This is a genomic window from Arthrobacter sp. FW306-1B-G06A, assembly GCF_058781765.1.
In genome coordinates, this window is sequence record NZ_JBYSXB010000004.1 from 149,773 (window position 1) to 175,244 (window position 25,472).

27 protein-coding genes are annotated in these 25,472 nt (G+C 65.2%); 19 read left to right on the plus strand and 8 right to left on the minus strand.

All coding sequences use genetic code 11. The features are described from left to right. Positions 1–157: 157 nt before the first annotated feature. From clpS to rdgB, 6 genes are all read left to right on the plus strand, one after another. Entirely contained in the window at positions 158–556 is a 399-nt protein-coding gene (clpS, locus tag AC3WJM_RS03485) for an ATP-dependent Clp protease adapter ClpS (RefSeq protein WP_059387623.1), read from the plus strand. After that, complete coding sequence (locus AC3WJM_RS03490; RefSeq protein WP_284988397.1) at positions 549–1,115, plus strand: DUF2017 domain-containing protein; 567 nt, start codon at positions 549–551, stop codon at positions 1,113–1,115. The genes clpS and AC3WJM_RS03490 overlap by 8 nt, the downstream gene beginning before the upstream one ends. Before the next feature lie 95 nt (positions 1,116–1,210). Continuing rightward, a complete protein-coding gene (gene murI, locus AC3WJM_RS03495) occupies positions 1,211–2,281 on the plus strand; it encodes a glutamate racemase (protein ID WP_284988396.1) in 1,071 nt (356 codons plus the stop codon). Then, positions 2,278–3,075, plus strand: a complete 798-nt coding sequence (locus AC3WJM_RS03500; RefSeq protein ID WP_284988395.1) for an MBL fold metallo-hydrolase — start codon at positions 2,278–2,280, stop codon at positions 3,073–3,075. Before murI ends, AC3WJM_RS03500 begins: the two co-directional genes overlap by 4 nt. A 43-nt stretch (positions 3,076–3,118) precedes the next feature. Then, the gene (rph, locus tag AC3WJM_RS03505; protein WP_078108499.1) at positions 3,119–3,877 is read left to right on the plus strand and encodes a ribonuclease PH; all 759 of its coding nucleotides are present in this window, start codon (positions 3,119–3,121) and stop codon (positions 3,875–3,877) included. Then, the gene (gene rdgB / locus AC3WJM_RS03510) at positions 3,874–4,515 is read left to right on the plus strand and encodes an RdgB/HAM1 family non-canonical purine NTP pyrophosphatase (RefSeq protein ID WP_441437139.1); all 642 of its coding nucleotides are present in this window, start codon (positions 3,874–3,876) and stop codon (positions 4,513–4,515) included. Before rph ends, rdgB begins: the two co-directional genes overlap by 4 nt. Before the next feature lie 75 nt (positions 4,516–4,590). Here rdgB and AC3WJM_RS03515 read toward each other — a convergent pair whose 3' ends face one another. Next, on the minus strand, positions 4,591–5,355 hold the full coding sequence (locus AC3WJM_RS03515) for a VTT domain-containing protein (RefSeq protein WP_492271204.1): 765 nt from the start codon (positions 5,353–5,355) through the stop codon (positions 4,591–4,593). 188 nt (positions 5,356–5,543) lie between these two features. On the opposite strand from AC3WJM_RS03515, the gene AC3WJM_RS03520 reads away from it, so the two are divergent. From AC3WJM_RS03520 to AC3WJM_RS03535, 4 genes are all read left to right on the plus strand, one after another. Beyond that, the gene (locus AC3WJM_RS03520; protein ID WP_492271205.1) at positions 5,544–6,782 is read left to right on the plus strand and encodes an MFS transporter; all 1,239 of its coding nucleotides are present in this window, start codon (positions 5,544–5,546) and stop codon (positions 6,780–6,782) included. Positions 6,783–6,929: 147 nt separating this feature from the next. Continuing rightward, positions 6,930–7,190 carry a DUF4235 domain-containing protein gene (locus AC3WJM_RS03525; protein ID WP_284988392.1) on the plus strand — a complete coding sequence of 87 codons (261 nt, stop codon included), beginning with the start codon at positions 6,930–6,932 and terminating at the stop codon, positions 7,188–7,190. Positions 7,191–7,261: 71 nt separating this feature from the next. Further along, positions 7,262–8,287 (plus strand): 3'-5' exonuclease, encoded by a 1,026-nt coding sequence (locus AC3WJM_RS03530; RefSeq protein WP_284988391.1) that lies wholly within the window; start codon positions 7,262–7,264, stop codon positions 8,285–8,287. Between the two features lie 66 nt (positions 8,288–8,353). Beyond that, positions 8,354–8,902: a DUF4395 domain-containing protein gene (locus tag AC3WJM_RS03535; protein WP_284988390.1), complete on the plus strand. Its 549-nt coding sequence runs from the start codon at positions 8,354–8,356 to the stop codon at positions 8,900–8,902. A 12-nt stretch (positions 8,903–8,914) separates the two neighbouring features. Here the strand turns inward: AC3WJM_RS03535 and AC3WJM_RS03540 are convergent, their stop codons facing one another. Next, positions 8,915–10,000 carry an ADP-ribosylglycohydrolase family protein gene (locus tag AC3WJM_RS03540; RefSeq protein WP_441437137.1) on the minus strand — a complete coding sequence of 362 codons (1,086 nt, stop codon included), beginning with the start codon at positions 9,998–10,000 and terminating at the stop codon, positions 8,915–8,917. A gap of 77 nt (positions 10,001–10,077) precedes the next feature. On the opposite strand from AC3WJM_RS03540, the gene AC3WJM_RS03545 reads away from it, so the two are divergent. The 6 genes from AC3WJM_RS03545 (at position 10,078) to AC3WJM_RS03570 (ending at position 17,693) form a co-directional block, all read left to right on the plus strand. Then, positions 10,078–10,434, plus strand: coding sequence for a YidH family protein (locus tag AC3WJM_RS03545; RefSeq protein ID WP_059387628.1), 357 nt, complete (start codon positions 10,078–10,080; stop codon positions 10,432–10,434). Further along, positions 10,431–10,781 carry a DUF202 domain-containing protein gene (locus AC3WJM_RS03550; protein ID WP_059387627.1) on the plus strand — a complete coding sequence of 117 codons (351 nt, stop codon included), beginning with the start codon at positions 10,431–10,433 and terminating at the stop codon, positions 10,779–10,781. Before AC3WJM_RS03545 ends, AC3WJM_RS03550 begins: the two co-directional genes overlap by 4 nt. A gap of 142 nt (positions 10,782–10,923) precedes the next feature. After that, on the plus strand, positions 10,924–11,850 hold the full coding sequence (locus AC3WJM_RS03555) for an MIP/aquaporin family protein (protein ID WP_306960883.1): 927 nt from the start codon (positions 10,924–10,926) through the stop codon (positions 11,848–11,850). 90 nt (positions 11,851–11,940) lie between these two features. Further along, entirely contained in the window at positions 11,941–13,128 is a 1,188-nt protein-coding gene (locus AC3WJM_RS03560; RefSeq protein ID WP_307054199.1) for an exonuclease SbcCD subunit D, read from the plus strand. Then, positions 13,125–16,157 (plus strand): AAA family ATPase, encoded by a 3,033-nt coding sequence (locus AC3WJM_RS03565; RefSeq protein ID WP_492271206.1) that lies wholly within the window; start codon positions 13,125–13,127, stop codon positions 16,155–16,157. Before AC3WJM_RS03560 ends, AC3WJM_RS03565 begins: the two co-directional genes overlap by 4 nt. A gap of 135 nt (positions 16,158–16,292) precedes the next feature. Beyond that, on the plus strand, positions 16,293–17,693 hold the full coding sequence (locus AC3WJM_RS03570) for an MFS transporter (RefSeq protein WP_492271207.1): 1,401 nt from the start codon (positions 16,293–16,295) through the stop codon (positions 17,691–17,693). Positions 17,694–17,849: 156 nt separating this feature from the next. On the opposite strand, the gene AC3WJM_RS03575 is transcribed toward AC3WJM_RS03570, so the two are convergent. After that, complete coding sequence (locus tag AC3WJM_RS03575) at positions 17,850–18,584, minus strand: IclR family transcriptional regulator (protein WP_284988484.1); 735 nt, start codon at positions 18,582–18,584, stop codon at positions 17,850–17,852. 148 nt (positions 18,585–18,732) lie between these two features. On the opposite strand from AC3WJM_RS03575, the gene AC3WJM_RS03580 reads away from it, so the two are divergent. Both AC3WJM_RS03580 and hpaB read left to right on the plus strand, forming a co-directional pair. Then, positions 18,733–19,269, plus strand: a complete 537-nt coding sequence (locus tag AC3WJM_RS03580; RefSeq protein ID WP_059387630.1) for a flavin reductase family protein — start codon at positions 18,733–18,735, stop codon at positions 19,267–19,269. A gap of 64 nt (positions 19,270–19,333) precedes the next feature. Continuing rightward, a complete protein-coding gene (hpaB, locus tag AC3WJM_RS03585) occupies positions 19,334–20,788 on the plus strand; it encodes a 4-hydroxyphenylacetate 3-monooxygenase, oxygenase component (RefSeq protein WP_441437134.1) in 1,455 nt (484 codons plus the stop codon). Positions 20,789–20,957: 169 nt separating this feature from the next. Here hpaB and AC3WJM_RS03590 read toward each other — a convergent pair whose 3' ends face one another. Next, entirely contained in the window at positions 20,958–21,611 is a 654-nt protein-coding gene (locus tag AC3WJM_RS03590; protein WP_492271208.1) for a phosphoribosyltransferase, read from the minus strand. A gap of 82 nt (positions 21,612–21,693) precedes the next feature. Between AC3WJM_RS03590 and AC3WJM_RS03595 the strand changes: the two genes are divergently transcribed. After that, positions 21,694–22,107, plus strand: a complete 414-nt coding sequence (locus AC3WJM_RS03595; protein WP_284988383.1) for a MarR family transcriptional regulator — start codon at positions 21,694–21,696, stop codon at positions 22,105–22,107. A gap of 38 nt (positions 22,108–22,145) precedes the next feature. On the opposite strand, the gene AC3WJM_RS03600 is transcribed toward AC3WJM_RS03595, so the two are convergent. The 4 genes from AC3WJM_RS03600 to AC3WJM_RS03615 are packed head-to-tail and all read right to left on the minus strand — an operon-like array spanning position 22,146 to position 25,367. Then, positions 22,146–22,976, minus strand: a complete 831-nt coding sequence (locus AC3WJM_RS03600) for an alpha/beta fold hydrolase (protein ID WP_284988382.1) — start codon at positions 22,974–22,976, stop codon at positions 22,146–22,148. Positions 22,977–22,980: 4 nt separating this feature from the next. Next, on the minus strand, positions 22,981–23,310 hold the full coding sequence (locus AC3WJM_RS03605; RefSeq protein WP_234747729.1) for a biotin/lipoyl-containing protein: 330 nt from the start codon (positions 23,308–23,310) through the stop codon (positions 22,981–22,983). After that, complete coding sequence (locus AC3WJM_RS03610; protein WP_492271209.1) at positions 23,303–24,337, minus strand: alpha-ketoacid dehydrogenase subunit beta; 1,035 nt, start codon at positions 24,335–24,337, stop codon at positions 23,303–23,305. Before AC3WJM_RS03610 ends, AC3WJM_RS03605 begins: the two co-directional genes overlap by 8 nt. Next, a complete protein-coding gene (locus AC3WJM_RS03615; protein ID WP_492271210.1) occupies positions 24,330–25,367 on the minus strand; it encodes a thiamine pyrophosphate-dependent enzyme in 1,038 nt (345 codons plus the stop codon). The genes AC3WJM_RS03610 and AC3WJM_RS03615 overlap by 8 nt, the downstream gene beginning before the upstream one ends. Positions 25,368–25,472 lie beyond the last annotated feature (105 nt).

A 25,472-nucleotide genomic window follows, 5' to 3' on the forward strand; every position in this document is an offset into this window, starting at 1 on the left:
GTCCCCACCGCCTCCCACGTCTCGCTTCGCTCAACGCGGGGCCCTCGGCGGTGTGGGCCCACCCACCGCCTCCCACGTCTCGCTTCGCTCAACGCGGGGCCCTCGGCGGTGTGGGCCCGTCATTAGCTCGCCCATCCATCACCATTAGAATGGACAGATGACCACTACCGTCGCCCCCGGCATTTATGCAGCCACCTGCACAGTGACAGACGCAGGCTTAAAGGGAGAAGAACGGACGGACATCTCGGAGCAGTCGTCCACCGACCTCCTCAGTGCTGCTGATATCCCTTGGAACCTGGTGGTCTGGAACGACCCCGTCAATCTCATGAGCTATGTGAGCTACGTGTTCCAGAGCTACTTCGGCTATTCCGAGGCCAAATCCAACAAACTCATGCTCGAGGTCCACAAGAAGGGCCGTTCCATCGTGGCGCACGGAGGCAAGGAACAAGTGGAGCAGCACGCGGTTGCCATGCACGGCTACGGTCTGTGGGCAACGGTTGAAAAGGCAAGCAGCAGCGGCGACGGCCGGGGACGCAAGGGCGGCGCACGTGGCTAAGGCTTTCAAGTACGGACTCAAGGGCATCACCGGCTATCTTGAGCCCGCCGAGCGCGAACTCCTGCGCGGACTCGTGGATGATGTCATTTCGATGCTGGAACCGGAGCTGTCCAGCAACGAAGATCCCCTGACGGCTTTGATCGGCCTGGATATGAACGTCAAGGAACCGTCCGATCGCGCCCTTTTGCGGCTCTTGCCGAACGTCATGAAGAATGACGACGCCGCGTCCCTCGAGTTCCGCCAGCTCACCGAGCGCTCGCTGCGGGAAGGAAAAATCGGCGCCCTTCGAGCCGCTGCCATGGGCCTGGACCGCAACGAGCTCGTCCTCACCCCGGAGGAGGCGAAGCTCTGGTCCATGGCCCTCAACGATGTTCGTTTGGTGCTGGCGGAGCGCCTCGATATCCGCGACGAAGCGGATGCCGACCATGTCCATGCCATGCAGGACTGGTCCCAGGCCGAAGACGTGGAGAGCTACCTGGCGCTCGTCTACAACTTCACCACGTGGCTCCAGGAATCGTTGGTCCAGGCCATGATGGCCTCGATGGACCGGAAGCCCTGAGTGGGGCTTGTGGGCGTCCGTGTGACAAAACAGACACGAGGCCCCCGCCACATGTCGTCGCTGCAGCACATGCCTTGGCTTATTCTCTAAGAATCATGAACTCAGCATCGGACGCGGTATCGGATGGGGAGAGCGCCGCAGCGGCGTTGGAATCCCAGCGCACGCCGGAAACACTGAACAGCACAGCACCCAACCCCTTGCTGGGATCACGCCCCATCGGTGTCTTCGATTCCGGAGTCGGCGGACTCACCGTGGCACGGTCCATCATCGACCAATTGCCCCATGAGTCGATCATCTACGTGGGAGACACAGCCAACGGACCCTACGGGCCGCTCCCCATCGCCGAAGTCCGGGCCAATGCCCTCGGCGTCATGGACGAGCTCGTGGACTCCGGCGTGAAACTCCTGACCATCGCCTGCAACTCAGCCTCGGCCGCCGTCTTGCGCGATGCCCGCGAACGCTACACGGCCCGCTACGGGATTCCCGTCATCGAGGTCATCCAACCCGCAGTCCGCCGGGCGGTGGCCGCGACGAGATCCGGCAGGATCGGCGTGATCGGGACATCGGCCACAGTGGGTTCCCGCGCTTACGAGGACACCTTTGCCGCAGCCCCGGACCTCAGCATCACCTCGGTAGCCTGCCCCGAATTCGTGAGTTTCGTGGAGGCCGGCATTACGACCGGCCCCGAGCTGCTGGCCGCGGCCCACGAATACCTGGAACCGCTCAGGGAAGCCGGCGTGGACACCGTGGTGCTCGGCTGCACGCACTATCCCTTGCTTACTGGCGTGATCTCCTACGTCATGGGGGACGACGTCACTCTTGTGTCGAGTGCCGAAGAGACCGCCAAAGACGTTTACCGCGCCTTGGCCACCCACGGGATCCAGCGGACCGATGCCGGCTTGCCCCGGCACGACTTCATGGCCACCGGCGACGCCGTCCAGTTTGAGACCCTGGCGCGCCGTTTCCTCGGCCCGGAGGTCCTGTCCGTGCGCCACGTGGACCATGTGGCCGCCCAGTACCCGACCGGAAGCCTCGCCCGCATCACCCCGGAAATGTTGGAGGCCGCCCGCGCGGGCGGCCATCATGCGAGGACGTCCAATTTCGTTGACCCCGCAGCCTTCACAGTGAACGAATTCGGCGCGGCCCGCGGAGGCCGCATCCAGTGAAACTGACCATTGTTGGCTGCACGGGTTCCTTCCCTGGTCCCGGCTCTCCGGCGTCGTGCTATCTGCTGACCGCGCACGACGGTGAACGCCAGTGGAAGATCGTCATGGACCTCGGCAGCGGCGCCCTCGGGGCCATCCAGCGGTACACGGACCTCGAAGACATCGACGCTATCTTCCTGACCCACCTGCACCCGGACCATTGCATGGACCTCTGCGGACTGCACGTAGCCGTCCGCTGGAAGCCGGGCGGTTGGGGACGGGACAGGATCCCCGTCTGGGGGCCCGCCGCGACGGCCGACCGCATGGCCACCGCCTACGGCCTTGAGCTGGACCCCGGAATGCACGAGGAATTCGACTTCAGCAACTGGAGCGAACGGCAATCCGTGCAGCTCGGACCCTTCATCGTGACCCCGTATGCCGTGAACCACCCGGTGGAAGAGGCCTACGCTTTGCGCGTCGAGGTCACCGAGCCGGACAAAGAAGGCAAAGCGGTCAGCAGGGTCCTCACGTACTCGGGGGACACAGACTCGTGCCAGGGCCTTGAGGACGCGGCCCGCAACGCCGATCTCTTCCTCTGCGAGGCCGCCTTCGAAGAAGGGCGCGACGACGACATCAAGGATGTGCACTTGACCGGCAAGCGCGCAGGCCAGGCAGCGACAGCCGCCGGAGCCCGACGCCTCCTCTTGACCCACATCCCGGTCTGGACATCGCAGACCAAGGTCATGGCCGAGGCGCGGCCCGAGTTCGCCGGCGATGTCGCCGTCGCGGTTGCCGGAGTCCACTACACCGTCTGAACCCGCAGTCCAGCGGAGGCCGGGGGATCGCTAAGCTTGCAGTATGACTTCCGAAGCCACATCTGTCCCCGTCATCCGTGCCGACGGCCGCACACCCGATCAACTCCGTCCCATCAGCATCACCCGCGGTTGGTCCAAGCAGGCCGAAGGTTCGGCCCTGATCGAATTCGGCAACACCCGGGTGCTGTGCACGGCTTCCCTGACCGAGGGCGTTCCGCGCTGGCTCAAGGGCGAAGGCCGCGGCTGGGTCACGGCCGAATACGCCATGCTGCCGCGGGCCACGAACACGCGTTCCGACCGTGAGTCCGTCAAGGGCAGGATCGGCGGACGCACCCACGAAATTTCGCGCCTGATCGGCCGCTCGCTGCGTTCCATCATCGACACCAAGGCCTTGGGCGAGAACACGATCGTCCTGGACTGCGATGTCCTGCAGGCCGACGGCGGCACCCGCACCGCCGCGATCACCGGGGCCTACGTGGCGCTCGCCGAAGCGATCCGCTTCGCCCGTGAGAACAAGATGATCGCCAAGAACGCACAGCCGCTGATCGACACCATCGCTGCCGTTTCTGTGGGAATCATCGACGGTATCCCGATGCTGGACCTGCCCTATGTCGAGGACGTGCGCGCCGAAACCGACATGAACGTGGTGGTCACGGGCTCCGGCAAGTTCGTGGAAGTCCAGGGCACCGCCGAGGGAGCCCCCTTCGACCGCGATGAACTGAATGCCTTGCTGGACCTTGCCCTTATCGGCACGGGCGAGTTGGCAGCCATCCAGCGTGAGACCCTGGCCGAGGCCCCGTGAGCGGGGCAACTGCGCCGCGACTCGTCCTCGCCACGCACAACAAGGGAAAACTGCGCGAACTCAGGGAACTCCTCAGGGGGCAGGTACCGGGACTCGACGTCGATACGCAAGTGATTGACGCGGCTGCGGCCGGTGCTCCCGACGTTGCCGAGACCGGCGTGACGTTTGCCGAGAACTCCCTGCTCAAAGCACGAGCCGTGGCTGAAGCCACGGGAATAGTGGCGATTGCCGATGACTCGGGGTTGGCCGTGGACGTCCTGGGTGGAGCTCCGGGCATCTTCTCGGCCCGCTGGTCCGGCCGGCACGGTGACGACGCCGCCAACCTGCAGCTCTTGCTGGCGCAACTCTCGGACGTCCCCGACTCGCACCGGGGAGCCGCGTTCGTCTGCGCGGCGGCACTCGCTGTACCGGCCGCCGTCGACGGCGGGGCACGCGAGGTGGTCGAGTACGGCCAGCTGGAAGGCACTCTCTTGCATGAGCCCCGCGGCGCGGGTGGATTCGGTTACGACCCCGTGCTCCAGCCGCAGGGACTGGACCGCAGTTGCGCGGAGCTGAGTTCGGAGGAGAAGAACGCGATCAGCCACCGTGGCAAGGCGTTCAGGGCGCTGCTCCCGGCGATCGTGGACGCCCTGCGCTAGAACCTGCGCCAGCATTAACGAGAGAGGCACCCCGCAGACAAAGTGCGGGGTGCCTCTTCTGTTGAAGCAACGGGCCTAGCGCTCGCCGTGCTTTCCGGCTTCGCGTCCGTCGACCAATTCTTCGGCGGGTTCTGCTCCGCCGTTCGTTGGCTTGCGCTTGGCCAGCAAGCCGCGGATGACTTCCACGGCCACGGGGACCACCGAGATCAGGACGATGACCACGAAGATGATGTCGAGGTTGTCCCGGACCCACGGAACTTTGTCGCCGAGCAGGTAGCCGAGCAGCGTGACGCCACCGCCCCAGAGCACCGCCCCGATGACGTTGAAAATGAAGAACTTGCGCTTGTCCATTTGCGCGACGCCAACAATCACCGGGACGAAGGTGCGGATGATGGGCACGAAGCGGGCCAGGATCAGGGCCTTGCCGCCGTGCTTTTCGAAGAAGGCGTGCGCACTCTCGACGTTTTCCCGCTTGAACAGCTTGGAATCAGGCTTGTTGAAGATGGCCGGTCCGGCTTTGGAACCGATGAGGTAGCCACTCTGGTTGCCGATGATCGCGGACACGATGATGAGGGCCGCGAGTGCCCAGATGTTGAATTTGATGGTATCCGTGGCGACGAGGAGCCCAGCGGTGAAAAGCATCGAGTCGCCGGGCAGGAAGAAGCCCACCAGGAGTCCCGTCTCGGCGAACACGATGCCGCACACGAGAAGGACTACCCATGGCGCCAAGGCGGGGTCGGCCAGGAAGATCTGGGGGTTCAACCAGTCGGGGAGGAGCGCGGACATATGCGGCTGCACCGGTCCTGCACCCACCAAAGCGGATACGGCAAAGTCGTTCATCGCAGAAAGGGTCACCCTTCAAGGGTACGGGACAACCGCCGTCGGGCCCTTGACACATCCGCTGGGGGTGTCTGACAGACACTGCCTCCACTCGCCCGACATGCGTAGCGTGGTGGACGTGGGCAGAAATGACGAGAACTTCTGCGTCCGCAGCTAACTGAACATGAATGACGAGGAAGAACTTTTTGATGCGCGACGTAGCTATACCCGAAACAGCGGCGACGGCCGCTCCTGCGTCAGCCCCGGTGTTCCCGTGGGGCGGTCTCCTGATCCTCGCGGCAGCAGGCTTCACCGCGGTGACTACGGAACTCCTCCCGTCCGGGCTGCTGCCCCGGATCAGCCGGGACCTGGGAGTAGACGAATCGGCCGTAGGTTCCCTGACTGCCGCCTATGCGGCAGTTATCGTCTTCACGGCGCTTCCGTTGTCCAGGCTGCTCGGCGGACGGGTTCCCCGCAAGGCGCTGTTGATCGGGACCGTGCTCGCGTTCGCACTCAGCAACGTACTGTTGGCGTCAAGCCCGAGCCTGGGATTGGCAGTTGCCGCGAGGCTCCTCGGGGGCGTCGCCCACGGCATGCTGTGGTCAAGCATGGCCCCCTACGTTGCCAGGATCGTCCCGGCGCACTCGGTCGGAAGAGCAATGGCCATGGTCTTCAGCGGTAACAGCATCGCGCTCGCCGTCGGCGCTCCGATCGGCACGCTCATGGGCTCGGTCCTCACCTGGCGCGCCTCTTTCCTGATCCTGGCCGGAGTCGGCGCGGTTCTCGCTTTGCTGGCCATTTGGGTACTCCCCGCAGCCCCCGACGAGGACGGCCATGCGACGCCGACCCTCCGCGGAGCTCTGAAGCTGCCGGGCGTGATCGCCGTGGCCACAGCTTGGCCGCTCTTGCTTTTGGGCCACTTCACGCTCTTCACCTACATAGCGCCGTTCCTCCACGTCTCCGGACTGCCGGATGCCTTCACGAGCATTTCGTTGTCCGTGGTGGGGGCTGCCAGCCTCGTGGGGATTTGGATCGCCGGCCTCACCGCCGATTCCCATCCGCGGCGCTCCCTGATTTCCGCGGTCGCCCTGCTGGTGCTGGCCTTCGGCCTCTTGCCGCTGCTTGGCGGCACGTGGGTGGGTGAGCTTGTGCTGGTGACCGTGTGGGGAACCGCCTTCGGGGCCATCGGCATCTACAACCAGGCAGCTATCCTTCGCGCCGGCGGAGAGCACAAGGACGCCGCGAACGGCTTGACCGTGGTGACCATTCAACTGGGCATCGCCGTGGGCGCCGGATATGGCGCCCTGGCCCTGACCGCTGTCGGCGCGCTGTGGGTGCCGTTAGCCGCAGCCGTCCCGACGGCGGCAGCGCTCGCAATCATCCTGGCGAGCCGCCGCGGCGGCTACCCCGCCGGTCCCCGGGAGACGAAACTGACGAGACGTCGGTAAGTCCCACCGGTGCTGCGCACGGCGTCGCAGGCACGGCCCGCATCGGGGAAGAGAAGATAAGCATGCTGATAATCTTGTGTCCAGGCGGCTGCGTTGGCGTATTTCCCAGCCGCGGACCACACGTCTGGCCACAATCGGAGGAACGAGATGAACGTCCTGATCAAACTACTTGGCCTGGTGGTGGGCATGGGCGCCGGAGTTGCGGCGAACAAAGCCCTCGAGGCCATCTGGAGCAAGTCGACCGGAAAGCCCGCGCCGAAGGATGCGACCAATCTGGAGGACTCCTTGCCTGGAGTGCTGCTGTTCGCCTTCGCCGGGGGCGCGGTAGGGGCGGTCATCCATGTCCTGACCCAAAGAACAACCAAGAAGGCCCTGACCAAGCTGCAGGAGACGGCGGACGAGGTCTGAAAGACGCTCCGGGGCAGGGGGCGGCCGTCACCGGCGCCATTGGGGCCGCTTTCCACCTGTAACCTTGACCAGTGGCATTGGACTTTACGGCGATCGACTTTGAAACTGCGAACGGCTTCAGGGGTTCTCCGTGCTCGGTCGGCCTGAGCAAGGTCCGCGGCGGCGTCGTGGTGGAGGAAGCCTCCTGGCTCATGCGGCCGCCGGAAAACCACGACCACTTCGAGTACCACAACACCCGGATCCACGGCATTCGAGCCGAGGACGTCGCCGGGGCTCCGCGCTTCGGCGAACTCTTCCCTGAAATCGGGGCTTTCATCGGCGGGGATATCCTTGCCGCCCACAATGCCGCGTTCGATCTGGGCGTGATCCGTTCCGGACTCGAAGTTTCCGGCCTGCCTGGCCCCGCTTACGAGTACGTCTGCACGGTGATGTTGTCCCGGCGCTGCTACTCCTTGGTATCCAATTCGTTGCCCTACGCCGCGGAGGAGGCGGGCGTGCCCCTCGTGAACCATCACGACGCCGCGGAGGACGCCCGGGCCTGCGCCGGAATCCTGGTGGACATCGCGCACAGGAACAACGCCAACAGCATCGCAGAGCTCTACTTGTCCCTCGGCCTGGCCATTCCCAAACAGCAGGCCTTCCAGCCAGGAGACGGACTGTCCAAGCAAACGCTCGCTGCGCTCGCTGGGGCCGGTGGAGGGCGCGACGCGGCCGCGGGCCGGTCCGGCGTCGGGAATGGTGCCGGCCAGCTTGGACGCGCCTGGAGCAATTGGCCTGAAGAAGGCGACAATCCGGAGCCCAACCCTGCAGCGGAACCGGGCCACCCCCTGTTCGGGCAAACGGTCGTTTTCACAGGTGAGCTTGCGATTGCCCGGCCGGAAGCGAAACAGCGGGCAGCGGAGATGGGTGCGCGTCCGGAGAGCCGCGTGACCGGAAGGACAACGGTCCTCGTGGTGGGCGACGGCTTCGTGGCAGGCGATCTCCGGAACGGTCGCCTCACTGGCAAAGCCAAAAGGGTCCTGGAATTGCACAGCCGCGGCCAGCAGATCGAGGTGTTGTCCGAGGGGGAGTTCCTGCAGATGGTCGGCGGACGCTAGCCGCGCCAATATTCACACGGAGCAACAAAGCTTCCCGTTGTGTCGCGGCGCTCCTAGCCTTGAGCCATGACACAGGGAAGACAGGCTGACACTGCAGCGTTCGCCGTAGGAACGCCGGCTCCGGCGGCCACCGGATGGCGCGCCGTCTTCGCTTTCCCCAATCCGGTCAACGAATACGCCGCGAGGATCACGGCCGGCCTGGTGGTTGTTGCCGCAGTGGCCACCCTCGTGAGCGGCGTCGGCTGGGGACTCGTGCTGATCGCGGCCGGCTTCTGGCTGCGGGTGTTGTTCGGGCCGAGGATCTCGCCGTTTGCCCTGCTATCCGTCAAGGTTTTGGCTCCCCGAGTTGGCCCCGCCAAACTCGTCCCGGGGCCGCCCAAGCGTTTCGCACAGGGAATCGGCGCGGTGCTCAGCACGGCGGCCGTGGTCCTGTTCTTCGCCGGTTTCGCCTTAGGTGCCTGGATCCTGCTCGCCTTGCTGATCGTCGCGGCGTCCCTCGAATCGTTTGTGGGATTCTGCCTGGGCTGCGCCATTTTCGGGATCCTGCAGAGGCGCGGACTCATTCCCGCGGACGTCTGCGAAGCGTGCAACAATATCGCGCTTCGCAGGCTTTGAACCGTTTGGCTCTTAGCCCACTGTGACGGCGATGAGCCGTTGCGCCATCCCGCGGATCACTTCCGGGGCTTCAAGGGCTTCAAGCCAGTCCGACGGTAGTGCCTCTTCGCCGTGGAGCGCCCCAAGGATATTGCCCGCGATCGAGGCGGTGGAGTCACTGTCACCGCTGTGGTTCAGCGCCACGGTTATGGCCTGGCGGAAGTGGGCGGCCGGATCACTCCGTGTCTCCGCTGCCCGCGCGGTCGCCAGCACCGCATAGAGCCCGACGGCGAGTGCCTCCTCCGCGACCCAGCCCTCGCCCAGTTGCGCGGTGAGTTCTTCCGGGCTGAGCAGCGTGCCGGTGGAAGACAGTTCCAGCGCCTCCCGGAGGCGCCCCAGGAGCTCGGGGGCTGGATCCGGCAGTGCTGACACCACGCTCAGGGCATGCTCAGCCGCAGTCCGCACATCTGAGCCCGCGGTCACCTTGTGCACGAGCACGCTGAAGGCACCCGCGCTTTGCCGTGCCGAAGGGTGCCCGTGGGTCAAGCACGCGGCATCGGTGCTCAGCTTGTAGACCGCGGCCTCGGAAATATGCGGGACCAGGCCAAAGGGAGCCGAGCGCATGACCGTGCCGCAGCCCTTCGATTCCGGATTGACGGGCCGGAACTTGGTTCCCATCTCGCCCGTAGAGAGTCCGCTCAGGCACGCCTTTCCCGGGTGCCTGCGGTGCCGGAGCACCTCCTGGCCGTCGATCCACCGCGGTTGGGGAACGGGGGCGGATGCCGGCAACGCGACGCCCTGGCTCGCGAGCCATCGCAGGTAAGCCAGCCAGAGACATGCAGTTTCATCCGCGGCTACGCCGTCGTTGGCCCACTCCAGGGCTTCCACGAGGCCGTCGACCGTGTACAGCGTCATCTGGGTGTCGTCCGAAAAGTGGGTGCCGCCGTCGAGCTGGCCGAAAGAGGTGAGGCCCGCTGCGCCGAAGCGGGTGCGGATGGTGGCTACGTCGTCGAACTCGACGGCGTAGCCGAGCGAATCGCCCAAGGCACCGCCCAGCAGGCAACCGTTAACCCGGGACTCGAAGGATGGCACGGCGGAGGGGGATGGTTCAGCGCTCATAGTGGTAATTTACCGTGGCTGCCCGGCCGGTCTTCACCTGCCCGCTGATACGGTGGCTCGTGAACCAGGAGGCAATGATGCGTGAACCCGCGTGGCGGAAAACCGGAAAGACCCCGGACTACAGATTCTCCCTCGCAAATGAGCGGACCTTCCTCGCGTGGATCCGTACGTCGTTGGCCCTGTTGGCCGGTGCCGTCGCCATCGACCAGCTTGCTCCGAACATCGCGCCCCAGCCCGTGCGCATTGTCTTGTGCGTCGTTCTTTCCATGATCGGCGCGGGCCTCGCGACGCTCGCCTACCGCCGGTGGGCGCAGATGGAGGCGGCCATGCGGAACGACCAGGCCCTGCCGTTCTCACGGGTCATGCTGCTCATGACCATCGTGGTTGCGGTGGCGGCATTCACTTTTGCCGTGCTGATCCTGGTGGCGCGTTGACTGTTGAATCCAGGGATCCGGGGCTGCAACCTGAGCGTACAACGCTCGCTTGGCGCCGGACCCTGATTTCGCTCCTGGTGGTGGATCTCTTCATCTGGCGCAGGTGGTTGACGGCCAAATCCGGTGCGGGGCAACTGCCCACCGGGATACCGGGGCTCGACTACCAGGGAATCTGCGCCTTGACCGCCGCCGCAGCGACGATCGTCCTCGGCTGCGTTGTGTGGGCCAGGTCCCACCAGTTGCACCATGGCGCGGAGGAAGCGTCGGCTGTCTTGATGCTTGCAAGCGCCGTGTCCATCATCGCGCTTGCCGGCGCTGCGGTCGCCGCAATCGCCTTGGGCGGCTAGGCTCGGATTCAGGAAGCGTCCAGACTCGGCTGACAGGATGCTGCGGGGCAAGAAAGCGGTCCGCCGCACGGCTTCTTGCCTTGCCCGGAGTGTCCGCCTCCGCAACAGACCACCCGAACTTCGAACAAAGGAATCCTTCGACATGACCACAACTGTGTCCGCTCCCTCCTCCCGCGGAACCCGGCTCCTAGCCCGGGCGTCCGCTGAAGCTCTGGGGACGCTGTTCCTTGTGGTTATTGGCTTGGGTGTGTTGATCTTCATCAACCCCCAGGCGGTTCCGATGCCGGCGTCGCTGGCCAGCGGCCTGACCGTCACTGCTGCCATGTTGGCCTTCGGTTACCTGTCCGGCGGCCACTTCAACCCGGCCATCACGGTTGGTCACCTGGTTGCCGGCCGGATGAAGCTTGTGGATGGGGCCGCGTACCTGGGGGCCCAGATTGTGGGCGCTTTGCTGGGCGCGTTGGCGATTTTCGCCGTCGTCCGAACTGTACCGGGGATCACGGACAGCCGGACTGTGTTTGACACGGCGACCTCCGGCTTCGGTACGCACTCCAGCTTCCAGGTTCCCGTGACCGGCGTGATGCTCATTGAGGTCCTCGGCGCCGCGCTCCTGGTAGGGGTCTTCCTGGGTGTCACCGCTCGACGCAATCCCAGCAAGCTCGCAGCACCGTTCGCCGTCGGCCTGACAGTCGCGGTCTTGCTGCAGCTTGGCCAATCCACGGGCAACCTTGCCTTCAACCCCGCACGTGCCACTGCCTCCGCAATCTTCAGCTCGAGCTGGGCAGTGGAGCAGCTCTGGCTCTTCTGGGTCGCACCGCTGGTCGGAGCGGCGATCGCAGGCCTCATCTTCCGCGGTTTCGGCGAAACCACCCCGGTTGCCGTGGCTGAGGTCGAGGAGCCGTTGCCGGCCGACGGCTGGGAGGAAAAGTCCGACGACGACGCTGAAGCGGCTGTCCCGGAAAGCGCGGCCGAGGTTTCCACGCCCGCTGCGGAGTCCGCCGTGGCACCCGTCGAAGAGAAGCCAGATGTCGACCCGGCCCGCGATTTCTTCGACGGCAAGCGGGGCTGACGCAGGAATTCAGCTGTCCGGAAGGCCCTGTTACGGCCGGTGCCGCCGCGCCGCACCAATAATGTCGGGGCCTCCAGTTAGCTTGAAAACATGAGGCTTTTGCACACTTCGGATTGGCACCTGGGACGCTCGTTCCATGGCGTCGGGATGCTTGACGCCCAGCGCAACTTCATTGAGCAATTGCTCGCAGTCGTCCGAGAACAGTCGGTGGACGTCGTCTTGATCGCGGGCGACGTCTACGACCGTGCGCTGCCTGGCCTGGATGTCGTGAAGCTCCTCGACGACGCCCTCGTACGGATCACGGATGCTGGAGCCAAGGTGGTGCTGACCAGCGGCAACCACGATTCCGCGATCCGCCTTGGTTTCGCTTCACGCCTGCTGGAGCGCGGGGGAGTCCACTTGCGGACCCGCGTAGAGGATCTCGATTCGCCCGTCCTGTTTCCCCTGGATAGCGACCACGGTGCAGCTCAGCCGGGTGCGCCCGTGGTTGCCGTCTATGGAATTCCGTACCTTGAACCGCGGCTTGTCGCCGAACGGCTCGGCACCCAAACCCCGAGCCACTTTGACGTCACGCAGGCCGCGGTGGAGCTCATCCGTGAGGACATTGCCCGGAGAAGCGAAGCGGGGCCGGTGCACTCCGTTGTGCTGGCACACACCTTCGCGAGCGGCGGCATCACCTCGGACAGCGAACGCGATTTGAGCATCGGCGGTTTGGGGGCAGTGCCCCTGGATCTCTTTGATGGCTTCGGCTACACGGCCCTCGGACATCTGCACGGGCGGCAGGAACTTTCGGAGCGCGTCCGGTATTCGGGTTCGCCGCTGGCGTATTCGTTCTCCGAGGCCAGGCATCGGAAGGGTGCGTGGCTGATTGATATCGGCGTCGGCGGTGTTGAGAGCGTCGAGGAAGTTCTGTGGAAAGCACCACGGGAGCTGGCGATTCTCCGGGGGAAGCTCGCTGAGCTTCTGGAGTCGGAGGAGCATTCCTGGGCTGAGACTGCGTATTGCCAAGTCACCCTCACAGACTCCTCGCGGCCTGCGCAGGCCATGGAACAGCTGCGAGCCCGGTTCCCGGACACGCTGGTGCTGGGCTTTGACCCTGAAGACGCCGCGGGAAAGGTCAAAGCCAGCTACAGCAGCAGGCTTGCGGAGGCCGAAGACGATCTTGGTGTTTGCTGCGGCTTCCTCGACCATGTGCGCGGGAGGCCGGCTGATGAGACTGAACTTTCCGCCCTTCGTGAAGCCTTGGAAGCGGTCCGGTTGGAAGGGGCAGAGCTGTGAGAATCCACCGCCTTGAAATTGAGGCTTTCGGGCCGTTTGCCGGGGTTCAATCGATTGATTTCGATCTGTTGGGCGCCCAGGGCCTGTTCCTCTTGAACGGTGCCACCGGCGCGGGAAAGACGAGCGTGCTCGACGCCATCTGCTTTGCGTTGTACGGCTCGGTACCGGGCGCCCGCCAGGACGGAAAACGCTTGCGCAGCGACCACGCGGAACCGGCTGCGGAGCCGCGGGTCGTTTGCGAATTTTCGGCGCGCGGAAGACGCTTTGAGGTCACCCGCTCACCGGCGTGGGACAGGCCAAGTGCCCGTGGACGCAAGGGCTTCACCACCCAGCAGGCCAAAACCCTCCTGCGTGAACGGGTTGATGGCTCGTGGGAAGAAAAGGCCTCCCGCAACGACGAAGCCGGCATGGAAATCGGAGATGTCCTGGGGATGGATCGGGAACAATTCACCAGGGTGGTCATGCTCCCGCAGGGAGACTTCGCGGCTTTCCTGCGTTCCAAGGCGTCCGACCGGCTGGATCTTCTGCAGAAGCTCTTCGGAACCCAGCGTTTTGAAGCGATCGAGCAGCAGTTGGCACTCCAAGCAAACGCCGCGCGCGCAGAAGTGCAGGACAACCAGAACGGACTTAAGCTGCTCGCGCAGCGGGCAGAGTCCGAGTTCGCGCAACTCGGCATTGACGAGGCGGCTGACCCGGATCTTGATGACGCAGGATCCAACGCAGGCTCCAACTATTCCACGCCCGAACTCCGGCTCGGGACCCTCGAGGCCCGGGCCCGTGCCGAATCTCTCAAGCGGCAACAAGCCGCTGGCTCTGCCGAAGCCGTCCGGCTTCAGCTTGCCGACAAGCTCAACTCCGCGCGGGAACGGGTCCAACGGCACGCGAAGCTCGACGCCGCCACTCGCCGGCGCGAAGTCCTCGCCACACGTGCGGCTGAAGTGAAGGAATTCCGCGAGCGGCTTGGACGCCACCGTAAGGCCGCCGTCCTCGGCGGACAACTCGACGCCGTCGACCGCTCTGCCAAGGCCTTAGACATCGCGGGCGCGAAGGCGGAGTCGGCGACGGCGAAGCTGCTTGCCGCCTCTCTTGACGCAAGCGAGCCGGGCACGTCGCTGGCGAGGATTCAAGAGACCATGGCTGTCGTTGAGGCCCGGGTCGGGGACGAACAGAAGCTCGAGGACATCACTGCCAGGCTTGATGCCCTCGACGTCGCTGCACGGCAGCGCGAGTCGGCCAAGGCAGAGCGGTCCCTTGCTCTGGCCGGGCTTCGCTCGGATGCGGCTGTTTTGGAAGGTGAGCTGGGCCCGCTGGAAGCGGCCGCTGTGGAGCTGCCCCTCCGGGAAAGCGAAGCGGCAGCAGCGCAGAACACCGTCAAGACAGTTGCCCGTTACACAAGCGCCCTGGATTCCCAGTCCGCGGCAGTGAAGCGCCACGCTTTTGCACGCGCGCTTTCCCAGGACCTCCGGCAACTCTGGCTGGATCTCCGCGAATCCCGGCTGGCCAATGCCGCCGCCGAACTCGCCGCAAAGCTGAACGACGGCGATCCATGCCCCGTCTGCGGAAGCGCCGAACACCCGTCCCCGGCAGCCGCAGGGCTAACCGCACTGGCCCTTGCGGAGGAAGAGCAATCCGCCCACGAACGCTATGACGAAAGCGAGCATGAACTTCTCCAAGCGGCAGGCGAGCTGGCGGCCGCCGAGCAGGAAGTTGCCGTGCTCGCCGCCCAGGGCGGAGGCATCGATCCCAAGGAAGCCGCTTCGGCGGAGGCCTTGGCCAAAGACGCCCTGGCCTTGGCGCGTTCCGCCGTCGACAGCCTCAAACGTGGCAAGGCAGAGCTCGCCCGCATGACGGAGCGGATTGCCCGCTTGGAGGAAGAACAAGTCCAAGAGGACACCGCTGCGGCGCAGGCCGGGTCCACCATGGCCCTGCTGGGTGAGCAACGTGAGTCCCTGGAGACCTTGCTTTGCGGGCTGCGTGATGGCTTCGACACGCTGCACGAGCGGATCGATGCCCTGACCGGGCATCGCGAACTCCTGCAGTCCGCTGTCGCCGCGGGAGTGCAACTTGAACGTGCCCGGGAGGCTTTGGACGATGCGTCTGCGGCCTTGGAAACCGCCCTTGCAGCGAACGGATTCGACACCGCGGATGCTGCGCGCCTCGAAATCCTCGACGAGCAGCACGCTGCAAGGCTCGACGAAGCCATCAGGTCCGCGGAGACCGAGAGCGCCCGGCTCGCAGAGCTCTTCGAGTCCGAGGATCTCGTTCTCGCGGCCAAGGAAGCCCAGATCGGTGAGGTGCCACTGACCGCCGTCGAGCTCGCAGCCCTCGAACAAGACGCCGGACGGGCGGAAGAAACAGCCCGACGGCTGGATCTTGCTGCAGGACTCGCTGCCCGCACGGTGACCAGCCTGGCTGCGATCCGCTCGCAGTACGAGGAAGCTGCGGCCTCCGGGCGCGGCCCCCGGGATCGCGCCCGGGTACTCAACGAGCTCGCAGAAACCGCAAGAGGGGCGGGCGACAACGGCTACAAAATGAGCCTCAACAGCTATGTGCTGGCCGCCCGCCTCGAACAGGTCGCGGCGGCGGCGTCGGAGCGGCTGATCGCCATGAGCGATGGCCGATACACCCTGCAGCACACAGACGCCAAGGCAGCCCGGGGCGCGAAATCAGGCCTGGGACTGGAAGTGGTGGATGAGTGGACTGGCCAGCGGCGGGACACCGCAACCCTGTCCGGCGGGGAGTCGTTCATGGCTTCGCTCGCGTTGGCCCTGGGGCTCGCGGACGTGGTCCAGCAGGAGGCCGGCGGTGTGGACATCGAGACCTTGTTCGTGGATGAGGGCTTCGGAAGCCTTGATGAGCAATCCCTTGAGCAGGTCATGGATGCGCTGGAGGGACTGCGCGACGGCGGCAGGGTAGTGGGGCTGGTCAGCCACGTTGCGGAGATGAAGCAGAGAATCAGCAGCCAGCTGCAGGTAATCAAGAACCGGAACGGTTCCACCGTTCGAATCGTCGACGCCGCGGCCGCCTAGGCACCGGTTTTGGGGCGCTTCGTCGTGTATGGGCCCGCTTGAGCAGGCGCAGCCGTCCGGTAGACTTGGAGGGTTACACCGGGTCGCGCGCATCGGGAGGAGGGACGATGCGCACCATTCAGCGAACCCGGAATCATGAACTCCTCCCCACAGAAGTCCGCGGCGAACACCGCCCTTAAGCCGCACCCTGAATTTCCTTCCGCGCCGCAGTCGGCACTGCCCCTGTCGGCCGCGCCGCGCCGTTCGCGTCTGCCTGGCCGCTTCGCCCGCTTGCCCGAACTCGCAGGCCGGAACTTCCTCCCATTGGGTCTCTTCGCTAGGTTGCCACTCGCGATGCTGACCGTTGGCACCCTCACCCTTGTCACAGCTGTCAGCCATTCTTACGCCATCGGTGGCCTGGCCGCCGGAGCGGTCGGCATTGGCTCGGCCTTGGGCGCGCCGGTGCTTGGCTCCCTTGCCGACCGCTCAGGCCAGCGCCCTGTGCTCCTCGTGGCCGCGGTTGTCAACGCCGTGACCGTCATCGCCTTGCTCGTGGCCGCCTACCTGACGCCCGATTTCAACGCCCCCACGGACGCGATTGCCATTTTGGTGACGGCTTTCCTGGCTGGAGCGAGTTGCCCTCAGGTGGGGCCCATGGCCCGTGTCCGTTGGATGGCCCTGACCACTAGGAACCTGAACACCAACGGTCCTGGAAGTGTGGCGTCCAGCCGCGCAGACCTGGACACCGCGTTGTCCTATGAAGGAACCGCGGACGAGGTCACGTTCGTCCTGGGGCCGGCGCTGGTCGGTATTCTTGCGAGCCTCGTAGCCCCCTGGCTTCCGCTCGCATTGGCGGCCGTCCTGACGGCCACGCTCGTGCCGTCCTTCGCCGTCCATCCCTCGCAGTTGGCCGTGGTGCCTGCAAAGCGCAAGGCGCGCGCCGCCGTCGGGAGCGTCCCTGCACAGCGGCAGTCAAGTGTCCGATCCGTGGCCTGGCTGAAGGTCGCCGTTCCGGTGCTGGCCATGGTCTGCATGGGTACTTTCTTTGGTGCAACCCAGAATGCGTTGAGCGCCTTCTCCGCCCAGTTCGCCACGGCTGAAATTGCGGGGCTGATGTATTCCGTCATGGGCCTGAGCTCCGCCGTCGCGGCGTTGTCCGTTGCCTATTGGCCGCAGCGCTTCGGGCTGGCCATCCGCTGGGTGCTCGCCGCGGCCGCGATGACGGCGTTCTCCCTACTGTTGTTCCTTCCCGCCGGGATCTGGCCGATGGTCATCGTTCTGTTGGTGCTCGGAATTCCCGTGGGACCGGTCATGGTGACGGTCTTCAGCATCGGGGGAGTCGTGGCACCGGCCGGCCGCATGGCGACCGTCATGACCGCCTTGGCTAGCGGCATCGTGGCGGGTACGGCGCTGGGCGCCTACGTTGCCGGCCAGTTGGCCCAGACGCAGGGTCCGGGCGCCGCATTTGTGGTTTCCACGTCCGCTTCCGGCGCGCTTTTGCTGCTCGGCATCGTTGCAGGACTGGTCCTCCGGCGCCGGCCAAACACGCAACCATAACGACGCCCGCTCACTTATGGGCCACTTTTGGGAAACCCTCGCTCAGATCATCTGAGCGCGCGTTTCAGGTTTTGGCCCTATAAGTGAGCGAGCGTCGGAAACAGGACGAACGCGCGCACCAATGGTGAAAAGCCCCACGAGTCCATCGGCGGGTCCTTACGCCAGCTGGGACTCTATCCGGGACGCGCTCGCTGCCAGTGCTTCGCCGACGGCGGCCTGGTCCTGTTCGCGGCGGATGTAGACGACGGCGATCGCGGCGGGCCGCCCGCCTGGCACCCGGATCGGGGCGGCCAAGGATGACAAGCCGGCGATGACTTCGTCGTGGCTCGCCGCATAGCCGAGCCGGCGCGCTTCTGCCGCTTCCGGACGATACGGCAGGCCCGGCGCGCGGGCGGCCCATTCTTCTTCGCTCATGGTGGACTGGATCGCGATTCCAGGCGCCCCGGTGTTCACGGGGTGGCGGGTGCCGGGATGCTGTGCCAGGGTCGCGGCTGAGTGTCGGGGCTCGACCGTGACCAGCGTGACGCAGTCCTGATGATCCCAGACCGCGACGAATGCCGTCATGTTCAGGGCGTTGGCAAGCTGGGTCAGTTCCGGTAGGGCGGCCGTCTGGAGGTCGCGGGAGACACCCCGGGCCAGCACCGCAAGGCCGGGACCTGGCTGAACTCGGCCGGCGTCGTCGCGCACCAGCAGGGAATGATCCTCCAGCGTGCGAAGGATCCGGTAGGCCACCGAGCGATGAACGCCCAGGGCGCCGGCGAGTTCTGCAATGGTCAATGGGCGCTCTGCTGCCGCCAGGATTTCCAGGGCCTGGATTCCGCGGGAGAGGGTCTGCGAAGGCGAGACCGTCGCCGTCGTGTCCTGCAGACTTTTTGCGGCGCTGGGAGACATCATGCGCTCCATCCTATGTTGGGGCCTAATGCGACCGGCCCGCCGTCTTGTGCTGTCACTCACAAGAGACTATGGTTCTGTATGAGAATTTGTTGTTCAAATATAGAACAAATTCACATATAGAACAATCGCTAGCCAGGAATCAACGATGATTGCCAAGTCCAGCCATAATGCGGAGCCCGGTCCCTTGAGCCGCACTTCGCGGCCGCGGGCACATCATTTCCGCGGCAGCCTGGGCCGCTTCGCCACAGGTGTCGCTATCGTGACGTTCGACGGCGCCACCAAGCGGCACGGTATCACCGTCAACTCTTTCACCGCCGTATCTATGGAACCGCCGCTGGTCCTGGTCAGCATCGCCCGCAACGCCAAAGCCCACGATGAGCTGGCCGGGCGCCCCTTCAGCGTCAATATTCTGGGTGCCGAACAGAAGCAACTCGCCCTGCATTTCGCGGGCCGACCCGGGCCCGAGCCCCTTTGGGTAGAAGGCGACACGGCGCCCCGGCTATCCAACGTCCTCGCTTATTTCGAATGCACGCCCTGGGCGGCTTACGACGGCGGAGACCACACCCTCTACGTGGGTGAAGTGGTGGACTTCAACTACCGCAGCGGCGACGCGCTCGCGTTCGCCAACAGCTCTTTCACCACTATCCCTGAAAGCCAATTGGGAATGGAGGATCTTCTGTAGTTGCCGGCGCCCGTCGACGCCGCATCCGTATGCCGTTTCAGCACAACCATCATTGGAGACAACCATGGGAATCCGGACCGGACAGCAGTACCTGGACAAGCTCAACTCGATGAACCCCCACGTCCTGATCGACGGCGAAATGGTCACCGGGAAGATCGCCGACCACCCGTCCTTCAGGAATGTGGCCCGCACGTACGCGAAGCTCTTCGACATGCAGCATGACCCGAAGTATGCGGACGCCCTCACCTACGAGTCCCCGACGACGGGTGACCGGGTGAACGCCTCGTTCCTGGTGCCGCGCACCAAGGAAGACCTCGAACATCGGCATGCGGCCATCCGCACTTGGGCGGAGTACTCCCTTGGGTTCCTGGGCCGGACGGGTGATTACATGAACGGCGCCCTTACGGCACTCGCGGCCGCAGAAAAATGGTTTGCCCAGGCCGATCCGATGTTCGGCGAAAACATCCGCAAATACTATGAGCATTGCCGCGAGAACGATCTCCTTGCGACGCACACGCTGATCCCGCCGCAAGTCAACCGTTCGGTGTCAGGTTCCGAACAGCTCGGCGGGCAACTCTCGGCCAGGGTCGTCGAGGAGCGGGAAGACGGCATTGTGGTCCACGGCGCACGTATGCTCGCCACCATCGCGCCGATCGCCGACGAGCTCCTCGTGTTCCCTTCGACGCTCCTTCGCTCGACGCCGGAAGATGCTCCCTACTCCTACGCGTTCGCCCTCCCGAACGATGCGCCGGGCATGCGTTACCTGTGCCGGACCTCGCTCTACAACGGCGGAGGCACCCACGACGAGCCGCTCGCCAGCCGCTTCGAGGAGATGGACGCCGTCGTCGTTTTCGACCACGTATTCGTTCCGAACGATCGCATCTTCATGCTCGGCCATCCCGAGCTGTGCAATGCCTTCTACTCCGAGACCGGCGCCGGGGCCCTCATGACCCACCAGGTGGTCACGAGGACCATCGCGAAGAGCGAGTTCTTCCTCGGCCTGGCCTCGGAGATTGCGGCGTCGATCGGGATTGACGGATTCCAGCACATCCAGGAAGACCTCGCGGAGCTGATCGAGACCGTCGAAATCGGCAAGGCCCTCATGGTTGCCGCGGAGGCCCAGGCAGCTCCAAGCCCGGATGGCGTGTTGTTGCCGCATTGGCCCACACTGAATGCGGCACGCAACTGGTACCCCAAGGTTGCCCAGCGGTTCCCCGCGATCATCCGGAAGTTCTCGGCGTCAGGCCTCATGGCCCTGCCGGGCGAAGCGGACGTAGCCAGCGAGGCATTGCCGGACATCGAGCTGTACCTGCAGGCGAAGACCCTGACCGGCCCGGAGCGCGTGCGCCTCTTCAAGCTCGCTTTCGATGCCAGCATTTCCGCGTTCGCCGGGCGCCAGGCCCTCTATGAGTACTTCTTCTTCGGCGACCCCGTCCGCATGGCTGCCGCCCTCGTGAACAGCTACGACCGCGAGCCGGCCCGCGCCCGGGTGCGGGAGTTCCTCGAGCGGAAGGACTGAACGCGCCACGGCGCGTCCGACGACGACGGCGAGCTATCGCCGTCGTCGTTCGCACTCCGACGCTCGCTCAGCTATGACGCGAAATTCTCCGACGCTCGCTCAGCTATGACGGGAAATTCATCGACGCTCGCTCGCGTTTGGCGCGAATCGCAACCCAGCGGCTTGCGAACTACCCCGCCTGCTCCAAAAGCCGCACCGCGTCGTCGTCGGTCAATTGTTCGAAGTGCTCGTAGAACGCGCCCACGGCATGGAATTTGCCCGGCGTGTGCAGGCACATCATGAAATCGCACACCCGGCTGATGGACGCTTGGGCTTCGAGGGATGACACGGGGACGGCGGTTACCACAGTCGCCGCGCCTCCCGCGCGGACGGCCTCGACGGCGGCGCGCATCGTTGCGCCCGTGGCGAGTCCGTCGTCGACAAGGACAACAGTCTTGCCCGAGAGATCGAAGCTGATACCCGGGTAGGTCTTCACTCGCCGCAGGAGTTCTCCGCGCTCGCGTGCCTCGACAGCGTCGAGCGAAGCCTGGGTGATTCGATGCCGAAGCATGCGTTCGGCGAGGGGCCGGTTGAGGATGCGGACGATCCTGCCGTTGGACCAGGCGAGGGCGCCGAACGCAGTTTCCTCGCGGCCCGGGATGCCGAGTTTACGTACCAGCATGGCGCCGTATGGCTGGTGGAGCTCGACGGCGGCAGCGGCCGCCACGGGGACTCCACCGCGGGCGAGGCCCAGCAAGATGGTGTCCGGGCGATGCCGGAGCTGCGGGAGCCCTGCTGCCACGCGGCGTCCGGCGTCCGCACGGTCCTTGAAGCGCATGCCCATTCGTCTCACTTCCACGTCATCCAGCGCTGAATCAAGCCTACCTTTGTTGCCGGGACCGCTCTGCGCTGCCACGATGGGCCATGTGAACAAGCCGATCGGTTACTGGACCAAACGCCTGGACGCCGCTTTGGAGGCGCACCTGGACAGCACCTTGGCGAGGTTGAAACTCAGCCGGAGGCAGTGGCAGACGCTCAACGTCCTGGCCGAGACAACCATCAGCCCCGAGGATCTTGACGGAATACTCAACCCTTTTTGGGGCGGCGACACGCGACGTCGCGAAAACGAACTCGCCGCCCTGGTGGGCCGCGGCATGATCATCATGGTGGACGATCGCCTCAGCCTCAGCGAACTCGGCCACGCAAAACATACGGAAGCCCAAAAGCTCGTTGAAGAATCCCGGCGGGACCTCTCGATGGGGATCGGTATCGACGAATACGCCATGGCCGTCAGCGTGCTGGAGCGCATGACGCTCAACGCGGAGCGGCTGGCGGGTTAAGGCAGCCGCTCCGCCACTATCAGCCGCTCCGCCACCGCCTAGACGCCGAGGAACGCCACCGCAGCGTCCTTGAAAACCCGGCTGGTCACGGCGTTGCTGTGGTTCCGCCCCGGTACGAGCAGTTGCTCAACCATGCCCCCGGCATGGGAAGCGATCGAAGCGAGCTCCGGCATGGTGACGGCGCGCTCGTCCTTGTCGCCGGCCACCAGGAGCATCGGCATGTGGGGCACGGCTTCGGCAGGATCGAAGGGTTCGCCCTTGATGGCCTCGATGAGCGACAAGAGCGCAAAAAGATCGTTGCTCGGCAAGAGCTGTGCCATTTTGAGCAACCCTGCCGTGGACTCGTCTTCAATGGGTGTGCCGTCCGCGAGGTAGCGCTGGGCTGCTCCGAGATCGAACGACGCCAGGGGGTCTTCCTTGTTCGGGCCCCCCAACACCAGCCGGTGCACGAGTTCGGGCTGGGTTGCCCCGAATTCCCAAGCGAGCCGGGAGCCCAAAGAGTAGCCGATGACGTCGAGCCCGCTGGTAGGGTCACCGGCGCGCACGGGGCGCGCACCGGCGTCGGCGACTATCTGGAGCAGGTCCGCGCGGATCCGGCTCGGCGAGTAGGAGTCCAGGTCCTCGGGCGAGCTGCTCTGGCCGTGCCCTGGAAGGTCCACGGTGATGACACGCCGGCCCGCGGACTTGAGGGTGGAAATCCAGCCTGTGTCGCCCCAATTGAGTTTGGTGGACGAGGAGAAACCGTGCAGCAGCAGCACGGGGCGCAATCCGGCGTCGGTCCCTTCGGCAGGCTCATGGACTTCCACGAACAGATGCGGATCTGTCCCTTCCACAGTGTGGATGTGCTCTTCCTTGTGCCTGCCGCTCATGGTGTCAGTCCTCATCAAGTACGGCGCTCAGGCGGACCCGGCGCTTCGGTGCGTCATCCTTGGGAACGGTGCCCACGATACCGGCAGTATTATCCGGCACCTCGAACACCACCAGCGGTTCACCGACGTTGATGGTCTCGCCCGGCGCTCCGTGGATACGGATCACTTTACCCGCCTGCGGGCTCGGCAACTCGAGGGCGGATTTACTCGTTTCCAGCTCCACGAGCGGCTGGTTCCGTTCCACCTGGTCGCCGGGGGAGACGAGCCAGTCCAGGACGGTCGCTTCGATGAGGCCTTCGCCAAGATCGGGCAGGGGGAAGCTGATTTCAGCCACGTCGATACTCCAGTACTCGTTGGATCCCCAGGAGGATGCGGTCAATGTTCGGAATGTATTCGTCCTCCAGGTCGCCGGAGGGATACGGCACATCGAAGCCGGTGACCCGTTCGACGGGCGCCTTGAGCGTGTCGAAGCAGCTTTGCGTGATCAGCTGGGCCACTTCGGCCCCCAGCCCGGAGGTCAGCGGAGCCTCATGCACGACGACGGCGCGCCGCGTCTTTCCGACGGAAGTCGCCAGTGCTTCGGCATCGATCGGCTTGAGCCAGCGCAGATCGAGGACCTCGACCTCGATTCCGTCTTCCGCGGCGAGTTCGGCAACCTGCAGGCACCGGGCAACCATGGCACCCCAGGCTACGAGGGTCAGGTGGCGGCCCGGCCGGACAACGCGGGCGCCGGTGAGGGTACCGCCGTCGGAGGCGTCCACGTCGCCCTTTTGCCAGTACCGGGACTTCGGTTCCATGAAGATCACCGGGTCAGGCCGCGAGGCGGCGTACTTGAGCAGGTGGTAGGCATCGTGCGGGTCCGACGGCGAGACCACCTTGAGCCCCGGAACGTGCGCGAAGAGTGCCTCGAGGCTTTCGCCATGGTGTTCGGGGGCGCGGATGCCGCCGAAGCTGGGTACGCGGAGCGTGATCGGCATCGGAAGCTTGCCCCGGCTGCGGTAGTTCATCCGGGCGATCTGGCACACGATCTGGTTGATGGCGGGATACGCGAAGCCATCGAACTGCACCTCCGGAATGGGGTGGAAACCGGCCATGGCCAGGCCCACCGACATCCCCAGGATGCCCGATTCCGCGAGCGGCGTGTCAAAGACCCGGGATTCTCCGTGCTTGGCCTGCAGTCCGTCGGTGATGCGGAAGACCCCGCCCAATCGGCCGCAGTCCTCGCCGAAGACCACCGTCTTCGGATCGGCCGAGAGGATCTCGTCCAGGGCGCGGTTGAGTGCCTGCTGCATGGAAAGCTTGACGGACTGGTTCTCTGTGGCTGCCCTGGCTTCGAGGGTGGCTGTGGTGCTTTCAGACATGTTCTGACTCCTCGCGCCAACGGGTGGCCTGGTTTTCAAGGGCGGGGGTGGTTTCCTGGAAGACGAAATCGAACATCTCGTTGCCGGGCCGGGGCCCGAGGGCTTCGATTCCGATGCGGATGGCTTCTTCCTCTGCCCGGGCTGCTTGGTTGGCGGCGGTGAAGAACGCCTCGTCGGCTACGCCTTCGGCCAGCAAACGCTTGCGGAGGCGTTCCAGCGGATCCTCGCCGGCGTCGATGCGCTCGTCGTCGAGGCTCCTGTAGCGGCCGGGATCGTCGGCGGTGGAATGCGGACCCCGGCGGTAGGTCATGGCTTCGACCACAACCGGACCCTTTCCTGCGCGGCAGTGGGCGAAGGCGTTGCGGGTGGCCTCGTGGACGGCGACCACATCGTTGCCGTCCACCTGGATGCCCGGGATTCCGTAGCCCGCGGCTCGGGCAGCTACCGAACCGCCGGCCACCTGCCGCTCGGTGGGCACGGAAATCGCCCAGCCGTTGTTCTGGATGAAGAAGACAACAGGTGCCTTCATCACGGCGGCAAAGTTCATGGCCTCGTGGACATCGCCCTGGGAGGACGCGCCATCGCCGAAGTAGCTGAGGGCCACTCCGTGCCCGCCGCTCAGGGTCTGGCCGTGGGCCCAGCCGACGGCATGAAGCACCGAGCCTGCCACGACGGCCTGGATGGGCGCGAGGCCGCTTGCCAGGGGATCGTACATGCCGCCGTGCCACGTTGCTTTGTGGGTGGACAGGTACGCCACCATGTCCACGCCCATGGTCCTGGCGACACCCATCTCGCGGTACGTCGGGAAGGCGAAGTCGCGGGCAGTGTCGAGGGCGTAGGCGCTGCCGACCTGGGCGGCTTCCTGGCCGAGTTCCGGAGCGTAGCCGGGGATGATTCCCTGGCGCTGCCAGGCAACGGCCGAGGTATCGAGGTATCGAACGGCAGCCATCAGGGAATAGAGCTCCCTGAGCTGTCCGGGGGACAGGGGTGCGGCGTCGGCTGCGGCCACGACGGGAAGAGATGAGTCCATGGACGTGACCGTAGTCACTGTTCGGAACGTAGGCAATCCGCCTATTCGGGGCTAGTCAAACTGCCATAGACTGCCAGCTTTCCCCTGGGGACACATAGCAATTTG

What these genes read in the sequence shown, in the direction of transcription:
- clpS (WP_059387623.1), top strand. Translation starts at nt 158, where the DNA reads ATGACCACTACCGTCGCCCCCGGCATTTATGCAGCCACCTGCACAGTG.
- murI (WP_284988396.1), top strand. Translation starts at nt 1,211, where the DNA reads ATGAACTCAGCATCGGACGCGGTATCGGATGGGGAGAGCGCCGCAGCG.
- rph (WP_078108499.1), top strand. Translation starts at nt 3,119, where the DNA reads ATGACTTCCGAAGCCACATCTGTCCCCGTCATCCGTGCCGACGGCCGC.
- AC3WJM_RS03515 (WP_492271204.1), bottom strand. Translation starts at nt 5,355, where the DNA reads ATGAACGACTTTGCCGTATCCGCTTTGGTGGGTGCAGGACCGGTGCAG.
- AC3WJM_RS03520 (WP_492271205.1), top strand. Translation starts at nt 5,544, where the DNA reads ATGCGCGACGTAGCTATACCCGAAACAGCGGCGACGGCCGCTCCTGCG.
- AC3WJM_RS03525 (WP_284988392.1), top strand. Translation starts at nt 6,930, where the DNA reads ATGAACGTCCTGATCAAACTACTTGGCCTGGTGGTGGGCATGGGCGCC.
- AC3WJM_RS03535 (WP_284988390.1), top strand. Translation starts at nt 8,354, where the DNA reads ATGACACAGGGAAGACAGGCTGACACTGCAGCGTTCGCCGTAGGAACG.
- AC3WJM_RS03540 (WP_441437137.1), bottom strand. Translation starts at nt 10,000, where the DNA reads ATGAGCGCTGAACCATCCCCCTCCGCCGTGCCATCCTTCGAGTCCCGG.
- AC3WJM_RS03545 (WP_059387628.1), top strand. Translation starts at nt 10,078, where the DNA reads ATGCGTGAACCCGCGTGGCGGAAAACCGGAAAGACCCCGGACTACAGA.
- AC3WJM_RS03555 (WP_306960883.1), top strand. Translation starts at nt 10,924, where the DNA reads ATGACCACAACTGTGTCCGCTCCCTCCTCCCGCGGAACCCGGCTCCTA.
- AC3WJM_RS03560 (WP_307054199.1), top strand. Translation starts at nt 11,941, where the DNA reads ATGAGGCTTTTGCACACTTCGGATTGGCACCTGGGACGCTCGTTCCAT.
- AC3WJM_RS03570 (WP_492271207.1), top strand. Translation starts at nt 16,293, where the DNA reads ATGAACTCCTCCCCACAGAAGTCCGCGGCGAACACCGCCCTTAAGCCG.
- AC3WJM_RS03575 (WP_284988484.1), bottom strand. Translation starts at nt 18,584, where the DNA reads ATGTCTCCCAGCGCCGCAAAAAGTCTGCAGGACACGACGGCGACGGTC.
- AC3WJM_RS03580 (WP_059387630.1), top strand. Translation starts at nt 18,733, where the DNA reads ATGATTGCCAAGTCCAGCCATAATGCGGAGCCCGGTCCCTTGAGCCGC.
- hpaB (WP_441437134.1), top strand. Translation starts at nt 19,334, where the DNA reads ATGGGAATCCGGACCGGACAGCAGTACCTGGACAAGCTCAACTCGATG.
- AC3WJM_RS03590 (WP_492271208.1), bottom strand. Translation starts at nt 21,611, where the DNA reads ATGGGCATGCGCTTCAAGGACCGTGCGGACGCCGGACGCCGCGTGGCA.
- AC3WJM_RS03600 (WP_284988382.1), bottom strand. Translation starts at nt 22,976, where the DNA reads ATGAGCGGCAGGCACAAGGAAGAGCACATCCACACTGTGGAAGGGACA.
- AC3WJM_RS03610 (WP_492271209.1), bottom strand. Translation starts at nt 24,337, where the DNA reads ATGTCTGAAAGCACCACAGCCACCCTCGAAGCCAGGGCAGCCACAGAG.
- AC3WJM_RS03615 (WP_492271210.1), bottom strand. Translation starts at nt 25,367, where the DNA reads ATGGACTCATCTCTTCCCGTCGTGGCCGCAGCCGACGCCGCACCCCTG.